We start from the raw sequence: 14315 nt of genomic DNA, 5'->3' as shown, positions 1-14315 counted from the left end.
CTGCGGATTCGTAGTCGCCGGCGACGCGTTGGGCGGCGTCGGCGAGGGCTTTGGAAAGTGCGTCGGTGTCATCGGCGGAGGAGTAAGTGCCGCCGGAGACTTCGGAGATGCATTGGAGTTCTTTTTGGGCTTTGTTGTCGACTTTGAATCCGACGGTGTGGATGGCGAGGTCGATGCCGTCGCCGGCGATGTCTTTGGCTACGTCGCAGACTGGTGGTGGGGCGCAGGTGTCGATGCCGTCGGAGACGAGGATGATGTTGCGTTTGCCGGAGTCGCCGAGTTCTTCGGCCGCTTTCTTGATGGCGTTGCCGATGGGGGTGTAGCCCTTGGGCTGGAGGCCGTTGATTTTGTTGTTGAGGTCTTCGGCCTTGTTGTTGCCTAGGGGTGCGAGGGTGGTGACGTCTTGGCAGCCTTTGGCGCGGTTGTCGGGGGCGTTGGATTCTTTGGATCCGTAGGCGATGATGGCGGTTTGGGATTTGTCGGCGAGGGTGTTGATGGTGTCTGTGGCGGCTTTTTTGGCTGCGTCCATGCGGGTGCCGCCGTCGTTGGTGTCCTTTTCGGCCATGGAGTCTGAGGCGTCGAGGACGATGGCGACTTTGCCGTCGCCGCCGGTGTTATTGTCCTCTGCGTTTGCGTTGACAGCCAGGATGGGCAGTAGTGCCAGGATGGTGAGGAATGCCAGCAGGGCGGTGGCCAGGCGCCAGGTGTTGGCGGGGGGGTTTTGTCTCTGGCTGATGTGCTGAGCCGATTCAGCGGACAACAAAGGGAATCAACGCCTTCCTTAAGACATAGGCTTATACGAGTTTTCAAGTGTGGGATGCGTTACATCGGCGCAATGTTCCCGATACGAAAATATTTTCCGTTGCGGATAGAGAGTCTAGGAAAAGAAGCGGGTTTCCGCATGAAAAGGGCGTTTTTTGGCCACAGTGAAACTGGCACGGGCTCCGCATGGCCCCGCAGGTCAACGGCGCTTGGGTTGCTACGCGACGACCCAGCCCGATCCTATGGCACTGGTCATTTGTTACTTATCTTCTCGAAGTAGCACAATGAAGGTGTTGAGGTCTATTCCTTCGCGATCTTTGTGACGCCCCCACCCGCTCCCGCCAGAGCCAATGGACGGCGTGGTCGCGCACGGGGGAGAAGGCCGGCGCTTTCAAGTGAACCTATTAAAGATAGTGAAATGGAGCACCAGGGATCCATGGATGACAAGAACAATCCCCAGGGCGCAGAACCCAATGGCGCAGAACCCAATGGCGCTAATGGCGCAGAGCTCAATGGTTCCGGGCTCGGCGGCACCCAGCCCGTCGCCGCCGGAGCCGCGGTTGCTACCTCTCCGCAGATCGCTGAGTCGAAGCGGGAGAAGAAGGACAACACCCACTGGCTATACATCGGCGTGATCGTCGCAGTGATCGCCGGCATCATTTTCGGCCTCGTGGCACCCGATGTCGCAAAGGGGTTCAAAGAGCTCGGAACCACCTACGTCACGCTGATCAAAATGATCATCCCACCGGTGATTTTCTGCACGATCGTGCTGGGAATTGGCTCGGTGAGGTCTGCGGCGTCAGTAGGCAAAGCAGGAAGCATGGCACTGGCCTACTTCATCACGATGTCCACCTTCGCCCTCGCAGTAGGCCTAGTCGTGGGAAACCTGCTGCAGCCGGGCGAAGGGCTGAACATTGGAAAAACCGGCGGCTTCGACGCCAATAAAGGGCCAGAGACCGGGTTCGTACAAAGCATCATTCCTGAAACCTTCTTCAGCGCCTTCACCTCAGGCAAGATTCTGCAGGTACTGCTAATCGCCCTGTTGGTCGGCTTCGCAACGCAATCCATGGGCAAGGCCGGCGAGCCGATCCTGGGCTTCGTGGCCGCTCTGCAGAAGCTGGTCTTCAAGATCCTGTCCTGGATCCTGTGGCTGGCCCCGATCGGCGCGTTTGGTGCGATGGCTGGCGTAGTCGGCGGCACTGGTATTAAGGCAGTGCTGCAGCTCGGTATCTTGATCCTAGGCTTCTACATCACCTGCATCATCTTCATCTTCGTGATCCTGGGAACCATCTTGCGGGTCTTCACTGGATTCAACATTTTCAAGCTGGTGAAGTACCTGGGGCGCGAGTACCTGCTAATCTTCGCTACCAGTTCCTCTGAGTCCGCGCTGCCGAACCTGATGCGCAAGATGGAACACATCGGCGTGGACAAGTCCACGGTCGGAATCGTCGTGCCGACGGGCTACTCCTTCAACCTGGACGGCACCGCGATTTACCTGACCATGTCAGCCATCTTTATTTCGGACGCGATGAACGTGCACCTGAGCATGGGGGATCAGATCAGCTTGCTGATCTTCATGATTATCGCCTCCAAGGGTGCCGCGGGTGTGTCCGGCGCGGGTATCGCAACCCTGGCTGTCGGTCTGCAATCGCACCGTCCGGAGCTGCTGGACGGCGTGGACATCATCGCTGGCATCGACCGCTTCATGTCTGAGGCCCGCGCCCTGACCAACTTCTCCGGTAACGCAGTGGCCACTCTGCTGGTTGGCAAGTGGACGAACACAGTGGACAAGGAACAGGTCAAGCGGGTGCTCAATGGCCAGGATCCGTACGTTGGAACCGCAGATGACCATGATGTCGACCTCAAGTACCCGTCGGTGAAGAACCCCGCCACGGAGCACCTTCAGCCCACCCCGCAGGTCAACCTAGACGACTACCGCCAGCAGTAAGCGCCAGCGCCAGCAGCGCGGTCGCAGTTTTGGCGGTCGCGCTCGCAGTCGCGGTGGCGGCTGGGGCGGGGCAGTAACGCCGGGGCTCGCGACTGTGGGGGTGTGGGGACCGCAGGGTAAGGGGGATCACCGGCGGGGCTATACTGAAGCGCATGTCACATGAAGCTTCGCATCCTGTCAGCGGGGGAAACGGCGCGGAATACCTGAAGAAGATCGTTTCCGCGCCCGTCTACCGAGTCGCAACGAACACGCCACTCGAGTACATGGAAACGCTGTCGAAGCGCATTGGCAACGAGATTCTGGTCAAGCGCGAAGACCTGCAGCCCGTCCACAGCTTCAAAATCCGCGGCGCATTCAACCGCATGGCCCAGCTCACGGAAGAAGAGCGCGCCCGCGGAGTCGTCGCGGCCTCCGCTGGAAACCACGCCCAGGGCGTAGCGCTGTCCGGCACTGAGCTAGGCATCCGCACCGTGATCGTGATGCCGGAAGTCACCCCCAGCATCAAAATCGATGCGGTTTGTAGCTTCGGCGGGGAAGTGTTGCTGCACGGCGCCAACTTCGACGAGGCCAAGGCTAAGGCCATGGAGCTTTCCGAGGTTGAGGGCATGGTCTGGGTAGCCCCCTTCGACGACGAAGCGGTAATCGCCGGCCAAGGCACCGCCGGGCTGGAAATCTTCCAAGCCCGCCCGGACGTCGACCGCGTCTTCGTCCAGGTCGGCGGCGGTGGACTGGCCGCTGGAATCTCCGTGCTGCTCAAGGAACTGGATCCGAACATCAAGGTCATCGGCGTGGAGCCGGTGGAATCCGCCTGCCTCACGCACGCGCTCGCCGCCGGAAAGCCCGTAGCCCTCGACCACGTGAGCCTCTTTGCCGAAGGCGTGGCCGTCAAGCAGATTGGCGCCGAAACATTCCGGCTCTGCCGCGAATACCTCGACGACGTCATCACCGTCAGCTCCGACGAGATCAGCGCCGCCATCAAGGACATCTTCGACGACACGCGAGCCATCGCCGAGCCCGCCGGCGCCGTCGCCCTCGCAGGCCTGAAGCGCTACGCTGCCACCCACCAACTCGAAGGGGAAACGCTGGCGCACGTCCTCTCCGGCGCGAACGTCAACTTCCACTCCCTGCGCTACGTCTCCGAGCGCGCGGAAATCGGCGAGGGCGGTGAAGGCATCTTCGGCGTGACCATCCCCGAACGCGAGGGAGCCTTCCTCGAGTTCTGCAAACTGCTTGGCCACCGTGCCGTCACAGAATTCAGCTACCGAGTCGGCCAACGCGACGGTGAAAAGCCCGCCCGCATCTTTGTGGGCGTCAAGCTCAAAAACGGCGAGGACGAGCGCAAAGCCATCGCCGCAGACCTCCGCGAAGCAGGCTACGGCGTGGTCGACCTGTCAGACGACGACGTTGCGAAGGAACACGTCCGCTACATGATCGGCGGAACGCCCGGCCAGCACGTCGACGAGACCGCCTACAGTTTTGAATTCCCCGAAAACCCGGGCGCGTTGCAGCACTTCCTGGAAGTGCTGGGCACCCGCTGGAACATTACCGGCTTCCACTACCGCAGCTTCGGCATGGATCACGGTCGCGTGCTGGCGGCGTTCGAGGACGTCTCCGGCGACCCGGAATTCCAGGCCCACCTGCAGCAGCTGGGCTACCACGCCACGGACGTGACGGACAGTCCTGCGTACGACTTCTTCATCAGCGCCGAATAGAGCGTGCCGCTCGCTGGCGCTAGCTGAACAGCGCGCCGAAAATCGAGCCGAGCTGGCGCAAATGCTCCACCTCGCTGACCAGGAAGTCCGGCCCACCCGGCCTGCCGACGATCAAAAGCAGATCCGTCCCGGCGATCGGAGTGCCCGCCAGTGCGGAATCCATAACGGCCCAGTTCTCGGGGATCCAGTCCTCGCGTTCGGGGTTCAGCACGCGCGCTTCGGTCAGCGGGGGCTGGTCGAGCTCCTGGCCATTGTCCTCCGGCGCGGCAGACGAAGCCGCCACCCGGTGTGTCCGCGGAGACGTTTCCAGCACGACCGCCCAGCCTGCCGTCATGGTGCGGGGCAGATCCTGCATGAGGATCTCTAGCGCTTTTTCTATATGACGCCGCTGCTCCGCCACCCCGGACAGCATCTGAATCTGGCCGCGTCGGTCGACTGTGCCTGAAAAGGGGCGGATCGAATCGACAAAGAAACCATCGAGTTCCTGCGTGGCCGTGATCAGACTGTCGGGCAAATGCCCGGTGGGGAGGGACACGACAATGTCGTCGACCACTGTGTTTGGCTCTTCGAGTTCAGCCTGACCAACGATATCGACGCCCCGGATGTCCCCGCCGACGGTTCCCAGCGCCATGGCCAGCAGGCCGAGGGAGCCAGGGGTATCGGGCATACGGACACGCATGAGGAAAGACATAGAACCGATATTAGCGCCACCTGAAGTCCACGGGGGCTGGTTGGCTTGACTAGAGTGGAACCCATGTCTGAGATTTCGCGCGAAGATGTTGCCCACCTGGCCCGCCTGGCCCGCCTGGACCTGGGGGAGCAGGAGTTGGATGAATACGCAGCTCAGATCGACGGGATTGTCGATCACGTGGCCGCGATCAGGAAGGTCGACACCGAAGGTATTGAGCCGCTGAGCCACCCCACCCAAAACGTTGACGGAGACGTCGCCGTCATGCGGGAAGACGTAGTCGTGCCGAGCCTGAAGGCGGAGCAGGCACTGGACCAGGCGCCGAAGCAAAGCGAGCAGCGCTTCGAAGTGCCGCAGATCCTGGCGGACTAGACCGGCTGGGGCGGCTGGCGTCATAAAAGGCAACAGCGCCAAACAAAACCCGCACGCCAAACAATCAATCGTTAGAAGAAGGAACTTCAGGAACACTCATGGCTGAGAATAAGTACATCGTCGGTTCCCGGGACGACTCGGACTTCACCACCTGGACCGCCGCGGAACTGGCGGAGAAGATCCACGCGCGCGAGATCAGCTCTCAGGAGGTTACGCAGGCCCACCTGGACCGCATCGGCGAGATCGACGGCGACATCAACGCATTCCTCCACGTCGGCGCCGACGAAGCGCTGGCGGCGGCCTCGAATGTCGACGACGCACTGGCCGCCGGCGACCAGCCGACCAGCAAGCTGGCCGGCGTGCCGCTGGCGCTGAAGGACGTCTTTACCACCACCGATGCTCCGACGACGTGTGCCTCCAAGATGCTGGAAGGCTACATGAGCCCCTACGACGCGACCGTCACCATGCGTCTGCGCGCCGCCGGCATCCCGATCCTGGGCAAGACGAACATGGACGAGTTCGCCATGGGCTCCTCCACCGAGAACTCCGCCTACGGCCCGACGAAGAACCCCTACGACCTAGAGCGCACCCCGGGTGGCTCCGGCGGCGGCTCGTCGGCAGCCCTGGCCGCGGGTATGGCTCCGCTGGCCATCGGCACGGACACGGGTGGCTCCATCCGCCAGCCCGCCGCTCTGACCAACACCGTCGGCGTGAAGCCGACCTACGGCACCGTTTCCCGCTACGGCCTGGTGGCCTGCGCTTCCTCCCTGGATCAGGGCGGGCCGACGGCGCGCACGGTTCTGGATACCGCGCTGCTGCACGAGGTTATTGCGGGGCATGACGCCAACGATTCGACCTCCTCCTCCCACGCAGTCGCGCCGGTCGTCGAGGCCGCGAAGCAGGGATCTTCCGGGGACCTGAGCGGCGTGAAGCTGGGTGTGGTCAAGCAGTTCCAGCGCGCAGAGGCCTTCCAGCCCGGCGTGCTGGAGGCGTACAACGCGAACCTGGAGCAGCTGAAGTCCCAGGGCGCAGAACTGGTGGAGGTCGATTGCCCGAACTTCGACCACGCACTGAACGCGTACTACCTGATCCTGCCGTGTGAGGTCAGCTCCAACCTGGCCCGCTTTGACGGCATGCGCTACGGCCAGCGCCGCGGCGACGACGGCAGCCGCTCCGCCGACCAGGTGATGAGCCTGACCCGCGCCGAAGGCTTCGGCTCGGAGGTCAAGCGCCGCATCATGCTGGGCACCTACGCCCTGTCCGTCGGCTACTACGACGCGTACTACTTGCAGGCCCAGCGCGTCCGCAACCTGATCTCCCAGGACTTCGCCAAGGCCTACGAGCAGGTCGACGCGATCGTCGCTCCCGTGACGCCGTCCACCGCCTTCAAGCTGGGCGAGAAGACCGACGACCCGTTGGCAATGTACATGTTCGACCTGTTCACCCTGCCGCTGAACCTGGCGGGCGTGTGCGGCATGTCCGTGCCCGGCGGCTTCGCCAGCGACACCGGCCTGCCGACCGGCCTGCAGATCATGGGCCCGGCGCACGGCGACGACCGCCTGTACCGCGTCGGCGCGGCCTTCGAGGCCGGCCGCGCCTAACCGCCCGGGTCTAGCCAGCCCGAGACGGAGACCTTGGCGAGCACACCCGTGGCTGGTCTGGCGGCCCCAAGATCTGCGGGGGAGGTTGCGGTTCGCGGATCCGCGTATGGTGGGGGACATGGGTAGGATTCCCGAACTTTACACAGGCGACGGCTTAGTCGAAGACCCCGACGGCTCCCGGCGCTGGGGAGTGCTCGGAGCGGCGGGGCTGTTCCTCGTCACCGACGACCAGCACGTCCTGATGCAGCACCGCGCCAAGTGGACCAACCGCGGCGGCACCTGGGCTCTGCCCGGGGGAGCGATCGACGTCGGCGAATCACCCACCGACGGTGCCCTGCGGGAGACGTGGGAGGAGACGGGCGTGGGGGCGTCCTCAGTAAAGGTACACAGAGAAATCGTGACCTCCACCGTGCCCGTCAAGACCGCCTACTGCCGCCTGCCCGTCCGTGACGACGAACGGCACCTGTTTGCCGGCATTGAAAAGATCGTCGAGCGCAACGGGGATCCCCGCCAAGCCCTGCGAGAATTCCCCGTCCGGCACCCCAACCTGGATGCCTCGCTGGATGCACACGGAATCTTCGGGCTCGGCGGAACGTTCTGGTGGGAATACGAAAACCCGGAGATCACCGAGTGGACGTACACCACCGTCCTGGCCACCTGTTCCGAACACCTGGAACTTCATCCGACCGCCGAATCGCTGGAACTACTGTGGCAGCCCATCGACCGGCTGGAAGAACTGCCACTGATGCCGGAGTTCAAAGCCAGTTTGCCGACCCTGCGGGCGGCAGTAGACTCCCTCTAGTGAAATACCCCGCCCTGCCGCTTCCGCTCCCACAAGCATGGCGCGCCCTGGTGGCGCTGTGCATCGGCTTCTTCATGATCCTGCTGGATCAGACGATCGTGGCCGTCGCCACGCCCGCGTTCCAGGCCGACCTGCAGGCCGACTACGGGCAGGTGCTGTGGGTCACCAGCGCGTACCTGCTGGCATTCGCGGTACCCCTGATGGTCACCGGCCGACTGGGCGACCGCTTCGGGCCGAAAAACCTGTACATCGCGGGCATGACGATCTTCACGCTCTCGTCGCTGGCCTGCGGACTGGCCGGCAGCATCGAAACGCTGATCGCCGCCCGCGCCGTGCAGGGTATTGGCGGATCTTTATTGACGCCCCAGACCATGAGCGTGATCAACCGCATCTTCCCGCGCGACAAGCGCGGGGCAGCACTGGGCATCTGGGGAGCCACGGCGGGAATCTCCACGCTCGCCGGACCGCTGCTCGGAGGCTTCATCACCCAATACGCAACCTGGCAGTGGGTGTTCTTCATCAACGTGCCCATCGGCGTGCTGTCCGTCGTGATGGTCGCCCGCTGGGTCCCGCGGTTCCAGCCGACGGAAGAACGCATCAACCTGCCGTCGATCGTCCTGTCCATGGTGGCGATGACCATGGTCATCTACGGCATCCAGGAAGGCGACCCCGCCGGCTGGGCGCCGTGGATCTGGGCGCTGCTGCTCGGAGGCGCGGCGCTGATGGTGGCATTCGTCTGGCTGCAGTCGCGCCTGTCCGCAGGCAGTGCGCTAGTTCCGATCGCCCTGTTCGCACGCCGCCATTTCGCCTTCGGCAACGCATCCATCTTCACCATGGGCTTCACCATCGCCGGCATGATGGTGCCAGTGATGATGTTCCTGCAGGAAGTTCACCGCTTCAGTCCAATGAAAGCCTCTTTCGTCGTGACGCCCATGGCCATCATCGCTGGCCTCATGGCGCCCTTCGTCGGCAGGCTGGTCGACCGATATGAGCCTCGACGCTTCGCAGTACTGGGGTTCTGCCTCATGGCCACGGGCGTGGCCGCGTTGGTGTTCTCCATGCGACCCGAACGGCCTCTATGGATGATGATCGGCGCGTTCGTGATCCTCGGGTTCGGAAACTCCTTCGTCTGGGCTCCGAACTCCACCACCACCCTTCGGGACCTGCCGTCCCAGTTCGCCGGCGCGGGCTCTGGAATGTACAACGCCACCCGGCAACTCGGCGCCGTCACCGGAGCCGCCGTCATCGCCGCCGTCGTGCAAGCCCGCGTCGGCGTGGTCGGCCCCCAGGCCTTCGGGGACTCCCTGCTGCCCGCGGTAGTTATGCTGATGCTCGGCGCGGTGGCCTCCGGCATGGCTCGGTCAGAGGTCGGTCGGGGAGGCGAGTAGGCGTCAATAAAAAGGCTTCCAGTTCCGCCCGGCAGATCCGGCAGCGTGTCGCTACACTTTAAAGCATGCGTATTGCGACCTTGACCAGTGGTGGAGACTGCCCAGGATTGAACGCCGTCATCCGAGGCATCGTGCGGACAGCGGCCGAACAAGGCCATACCGTCGTCGGATTTGAAGACGGCTGGCAGGGACTACTGGAAGACCGTCGCGTGCAACTGTACGACGACGATTTCATCGACCGGATCCTGCGACGCGGCGGCACGATCCTCGGTACCGGACGCCTACACCCCAACGACTTCATGGCCGGCATCGATCGCGTGAAAGCCAACCTCGCGGACGCGGGCATCGACGCCCTGATCCCCATCGGCGGCGAAGGAACCCTGAAAGGCGCACGCTTCCTGCACGACAACGGCGTGCCGGTCATCGGCGTGCCGAAAACCATTGACAACGACGTCAACGGCACCGACTACACCTTCGGCTTTGACACCGCCGTTGCCGTAGCCACCGACGCCATCGACCGCCTGCACACCACCGCCGAATCACACGACCGCGTGATGATCGTGGAAGTCATGGGCCGCCACGTCGGCTGGATCGCGCTGCACGCGGGCATGGCCGGAGGTGCGCACGAGATCCTGATTCCGGAATTCCCCTTCGACATCGATGACGTCTGCCGCCGCATGGCTCGACGCTTCCAGCTGGGGGAGAAGTACGGCATCATTGTCGTGGCCGAGGGGGCGTTGCCAAAGGAAGGCACCCTCGACGTCGCCGAACGCGAAGTGGACCAGTTCGGCCACGAGAAGTTCCAGAACATGTCCGCGCTGATCGCCAAGGAGATTGAAAACCGACTGGATACCGACGTGCGGTCGACCGTTCTGGGGCACATCCAGCGCGGCGGAACCCCCACCGCGTTCGACCGCGTGCTGGCCACCCGATTTGCCGTGAACGCCACCAAAGCCGCGATCAGGGGAGAATTCGGCAAGGTCGTTGCGCTCAAGGGTGGCAGCATCGAACTGATCGACTTTGAAGAGGCCGTCGGTACTTTGAAGGAAGTACCAGAGAAGCGCTACGCCACCGCGCGCTCGCTCTTCGGCTAGCGGACGCCGGCAGACGCCGCAGTGGTGGGGTGCGCGACCGGCCAGGTGCGGCGCGATGGCGCGGCGTCGGCGCGCAGTCGCGAGTCGAGCCGGCGGTTCGGATGTAGCCCCGATGTGGCTCAGATGCAGTTGCGTATGTCGAGCCGTGCGCGGTATATCGAGCCGTGTGCGGTATGACGGCGCGCTGGAACTGCACACTGGGGAGAGGCTGTCAAGGGGGAAATGATTTGCCTGTGGAAAACGCCCTCGGGGAGGGCGAGTTATCCACAGGCAGTCGTACGGGGCGAGGCGGGATTCTTGCCGATGGTCTAGCGTCCGAGGCATGGAAAAACTACAGCAGCTCGCGGAGCTTCAGCGCCAAGTGGCCGACGCGCAGCGCCACGGCGTGGAGCTGCTGACCGAAGCCTTCGGAACTCCCGCCGAGCAGCTGCCACTGGACCGGGAACTTGCCCGGAGCGTGGCGCGGGCTGCCGAACACTTTTCCGGGTCGGCGTACTCGAGGTACAAGAAGCGAGCCCTGGAGGCCGCGCGGCGAAACGGACACGGGCTGGACGTGCTGATACTCATCGCCGAGCGAGCGCGCATGCTGGGGATCAAACAGCGCTACGTATTCACCGAAGCGCTCTGCAACACAGCGGGTGACTACGCGGCGATCTCCCGCCGGGCAACGCAACTGCGGCGTGAAATGCAAGGCCCCCGGATCCCCGCCGACGGGGGACGGAGGATCATGCACGGGAAGAAAACGACCATTCAGTTCACCGGCCCGTCGCACCGCATGTCGGAAATCTGGGAATCCGCGCGCACCGATCCACTTGCATGGCTGACAGAGAATCGCACCATCCAGCGCAGCACGCTGACCACCAACGTTGTCGTCAGTTTGGATGACTACATGCAGGTGCTCGGTGGCCACGGGGACGAGATTGAACTGCAAGCTACCAACGGCGCCGTCCTCACGGGTGCGGAGTATGTCGCCCGCCGGCTCGAGGAAGCTGGCATCCAAGTTGCCCGCGCTGACAGTGCCTGCGCCGACAGTGCCCGCGCCGACCGTGCCAGCGCCGACCGTGCCCGCGCCGCTCAGCCTCCTTCTGGTGCAGCCAGTACTGCAGGCCCGATCGGCACGGGCGCAGCCGGCGCCCGCGCCGACGGTGCTAGCGTCGCTCAGGCTCCTTCTGGTGCAGCCAGCACTGCAGGTCCGACCGGCACGGGCGCAGCCGGTGCCGCTGCGGGCGTGGGCGGCACAGGGCTGAAAGATGGAGACTACATCACCCTGATAGCTCCAGAGCAAGGGCCGGTGAACTTGTACAGGGTGAGGCGGTTGGCGTCCAGAAAACAACGCCGCATGCTCGAAGCCGAGACGACGCGATGCAGCTGGCCAGGGTGCGGGCGTCCGGCGAATGAATGCCAAGTCCACCACCTGCAGGAATTTGCCAAAGGAGGGGAAACGAACCCCGAAAACATGGCACTACTATGCGCGTACCACAACGGAGTAAACGGGCAACACGGACGCGGGCGGATGGCGCGTGTCAGCGGGCGCGTCACGTGGCTGCCACCGGGGTGACCCTAACGACACAAGGTGGCGGGGACGTATTAAGATGGCTGGCATGACTGCGCCTGTCTACGATTACTCCGATGATGTGATGGACTTCGACGAAGTGCTGGAGCGCTTCGACCCAGTGATGGGCATGGAAGTTCACGTCGAACTCGCCACGAAGACGAAGATGTTCTCCACGTCCTCCGCGGAATTCGGCGACGCACCAAACAGCAACGTCGACCCATGCAGCCTCGGCCTGCCGGGCGCGCTGCCCGTCGTAAACAAGCTGGGCGTGGAATGGGCCATCAAGATCGGCCTGGCGCTGAACTGCGAGATTGCTCCGAAGTCCCGCTTCGCGCGCAAGAACTACTTCTACCCGGACCAGCCGAAGAACTACCAGATCTCCCAATACGACGAGCCCATCGCCTACGACGGATACCTGGACGTCGTCCTGGAAGACGGCACCGAATGGCGCGTAGAAATTGAGCGCGCGCACATGGAAGAAGACACCGGCAAGCTGACCCACCTCGGCGGCGCCGACGGCCGCATCCACGGCGCCACCGCATCCCTCGTGGACTGCAACCGCGCAGGCGTGCCACTGATCGAAATCGTGACCAAACCGATCGAAGGCGCCGGTGAACGCGCTCCGGAAGTTGCGAAGGCATACGTCTCCGCACTGCGCGACCTCGTCAAGGCGCTTGGCGTATCCGACGCGCGCATGGACCAAGGCTCCATGCGCGTGGACTCCAACCTGTCGCTGCGCCCCGTCGGCACCACCGAATACGGCACGCGCACCGAAACGAAGAACATCAACTCCCTGAAGTCCGTCGAGCAAGCCGTGCGCTTTGAAATGCAGCGCCAGGCAGCGTGCCTCGTCAACGACGTGGAGATCGTTCAGGAAACCCGCCACTACCAGGAAACCGACGGCACCACCTCCAAGGGTCGCCCCAAGGAAACCATGGCGGACTACCGCTACTTCAACGACCCGGACCTGCCACCCGTACTGGCACCCGCCGAGTGGGTCGAAGAAATCCGCGCCACCCTGCCGGAAATGCCATGGATCCGCCGCGCCCGCATCCAGAAGGAGTGGGGGCTGAAGGACGAAGAAATGCGCGACCTCGTCAACGCCGGTGCCCTCGACCTCGTCATCGACACCGTCGAAGCAGGCGCCAAGCCCGATGAGGCTCGCTCCTGGTGGGTTTCCTACCTCGCTGGCAAGGCAAATGAACAAGGCGTGGAACTTACCGGGCTCGACATCACGCCGGCTCAGGTGGCGCGGGTGGCGTCACTAGTAAACGACGGCAAGCTAACCACCAAGCTTGCGCGTCAGGCCGTCGACGGAGTGCTGGCAGGCGAAGGCGACGTCGACGACGTCGTCGCCGCCCGAGGCCTGGAAGTTGTACGCGATGACAGTGCCATCGAGGCGGCCGTCGACGAAGCCCTGGCCGCAAACCCGGACATCGTCGAAAAGTACCGCGCAGGAAACAAGAAGGTAACCGGCGCAATTGTCGGCGCCGTCATGAAGGCCACGAAGGGCAAAGCAGACCCCGCGCAGGTTAACCAGCTGATCGCTAAGAAGCTCAGCTAGCGGCGCGTCGGCGGCCAGGGTGCCGTCGGAGGCCGCTCTGGCCGGGGCATAGTCGATGGAGTACGCCATCTGTGACATGCCGAGCGACCTCCCGCGCAAATCGTGCTGGTCAGAATAGTCTGGGTTGCGTGAGTAACAACGCAAAGCCCAACAGCCCTAGGCCCGATCGATTCCGTAGACCTAGCCCAGACGACGCTTTGTTCGACAACTCGGCGGACGAGCTGGCCGATGACATGAACAATGACATCGACGTACCGGTCTACCGCCGCGACGCGCGCCCCGACGCCGACGAAAAGCCCCAGCCCAAGGAGGCCTCGACGGGAGCGACGAAGATCGCTAAGCCCGCCGACGTGGACGCCCCTAAGCCCGCCGAGAATTCCGCCGAGAATTCCGCCGAGGCTGAGGCGACTGCGCCCGCGGACGCGTCCGCTCCGGAGGCGAACGCCAACGTGGGAGATTCTGACGAAGCCACGGAGAAGCCGGCTAAGCGAGATGTATATGCGATGTTGGGGAGGGCTCGCCCTCAGCGCATCGAGGGCCGTTCGCCCGATGCTGCGCCGACTCGAACTGATGACGCCAACACGGATCACCCGGAAACCGACAGCGCTTCGGATGTCGATCTGACCAAGCTGGACGGCTCCGAGGCCTCGTCCGGCTCCGGCGCCGCAGCTGCCGCCGGAGCGAGCGCCGCAGCGGGGGCTGGCCTGGGCGCGACCACTGTCGGCGGAAGCTCCTCGGCCAAGGGGGACGAAGACCGCTGGGGCAAGGTCGACGACGCTGAAACCTCGGAGTTTAGGGGCGCGGGCGCGGACGTTGGCGAGCGGGAGAT

General features: G+C 63.7%; 11 protein-coding genes and 1 pseudogene. 10 read left to right on the top strand and 2 right to left on the bottom strand.

Annotation, left to right across the window (positions count from 1 at the left end; genetic code table 11):
* On the bottom strand, positions 1–763 hold a 763-nt coding region (locus HMPREF2678_RS07435; protein WP_246817909.1), incomplete at its 3' end, for a vWA domain-containing protein.
* A 435-nt stretch (positions 764–1198) separates the two neighbouring features.
* On the opposite strand from HMPREF2678_RS07435, the gene HMPREF2678_RS07430 reads away from it, so the two are divergent.
* Together HMPREF2678_RS07430 and ilvA are read left to right on the top strand one after the other, a co-directional pair.
* Complete coding sequence (locus tag HMPREF2678_RS07430; RefSeq protein WP_083303443.1) at positions 1199–2710, top strand: cation:dicarboxylate symporter family transporter; 1512 nt, start codon at positions 1199–1201, stop codon at positions 2708–2710.
* A gap of 152 nt (positions 2711–2862) precedes the next feature.
* Positions 2863–4422: a threonine ammonia-lyase, biosynthetic gene (gene ilvA, locus HMPREF2678_RS07425; protein WP_070551728.1), complete on the top strand. Its 1560-nt coding sequence runs from the start codon at positions 2863–2865 to the stop codon at positions 4420–4422.
* A 19-nt stretch (positions 4423–4441) separates the two neighbouring features.
* Here ilvA and HMPREF2678_RS07420 read toward each other — a convergent pair whose 3' ends face one another.
* Positions 4442–5113 carry an ACT domain-containing protein gene (locus tag HMPREF2678_RS07420; RefSeq protein WP_034979161.1) on the bottom strand — a complete coding sequence of 224 codons (672 nt, stop codon included), beginning with the start codon at positions 5111–5113 and terminating at the stop codon, positions 4442–4444.
* Between the two features lie 63 nt (positions 5114–5176).
* Between HMPREF2678_RS07420 and gatC the strand changes: the two genes are divergently transcribed.
* From gatC to HMPREF2678_RS10535, 8 genes and pseudogenes are all read left to right on the top strand, one after another.
* Positions 5177–5482 (top strand): Asp-tRNA(Asn)/Glu-tRNA(Gln) amidotransferase subunit GatC, encoded by a 306-nt coding sequence (gene gatC / locus HMPREF2678_RS07415; RefSeq protein ID WP_035000948.1) that lies wholly within the window; start codon positions 5177–5179, stop codon positions 5480–5482.
* Positions 5483–5580: 98 nt separating this feature from the next.
* Positions 5581–7083 carry an Asp-tRNA(Asn)/Glu-tRNA(Gln) amidotransferase subunit GatA gene (gatA, locus tag HMPREF2678_RS07410; protein WP_034979158.1) on the top strand — a complete coding sequence of 501 codons (1503 nt, stop codon included), beginning with the start codon at positions 5581–5583 and terminating at the stop codon, positions 7081–7083.
* Positions 7084–7201: 118 nt separating this feature from the next.
* Positions 7202–7885 (top strand): NUDIX domain-containing protein, encoded by a 684-nt coding sequence (locus HMPREF2678_RS07405; protein WP_141747049.1) that lies wholly within the window; start codon positions 7202–7204, stop codon positions 7883–7885.
* A complete protein-coding gene (locus HMPREF2678_RS07400; protein WP_141747047.1) occupies positions 7885–9273 on the top strand; it encodes a DHA2 family efflux MFS transporter permease subunit in 1389 nt (462 codons plus the stop codon). The genes HMPREF2678_RS07405 and HMPREF2678_RS07400 overlap by 1 nt, the downstream gene beginning before the upstream one ends.
* Positions 9274–9338: 65 nt before the next feature.
* Positions 9339–10367, top strand: a complete 1029-nt coding sequence (locus HMPREF2678_RS07395) for an ATP-dependent 6-phosphofructokinase (RefSeq protein ID WP_034979155.1) — start codon at positions 9339–9341, stop codon at positions 10365–10367.
* Positions 10368–10689: 322 nt separating this feature from the next.
* Positions 10690–11925 carry an HNH endonuclease signature motif containing protein gene (locus tag HMPREF2678_RS07390; protein ID WP_080719910.1) on the top strand — a complete coding sequence of 412 codons (1236 nt, stop codon included), beginning with the start codon at positions 10690–10692 and terminating at the stop codon, positions 11923–11925.
* Positions 11926–11968: 43 nt separating this feature from the next.
* Positions 11969–13486, top strand: a complete 1518-nt coding sequence (gatB, locus tag HMPREF2678_RS07385) for an Asp-tRNA(Asn)/Glu-tRNA(Gln) amidotransferase subunit GatB (protein WP_192817062.1) — start codon at positions 11969–11971, stop codon at positions 13484–13486.
* Positions 13487–13614: 128 nt separating this feature from the next.
* A pseudogene (locus HMPREF2678_RS10535) lies at positions 13615–14315 on the top strand (hypothetical protein); the annotation flags it as partial.

Origin of the sequence: Corynebacterium sp. HMSC058E07 (genome assembly GCF_001809885.1) — a bacterium.
Lineage (GTDB): Bacteria > Actinomycetota > Actinomycetes > Mycobacteriales > Mycobacteriaceae > Corynebacterium > Corynebacterium macclintockiae.
The sequence above is the reverse complement of the archived record's forward strand: the minus strand, read 5'-3'. Positions and strand labels throughout refer to the sequence as shown.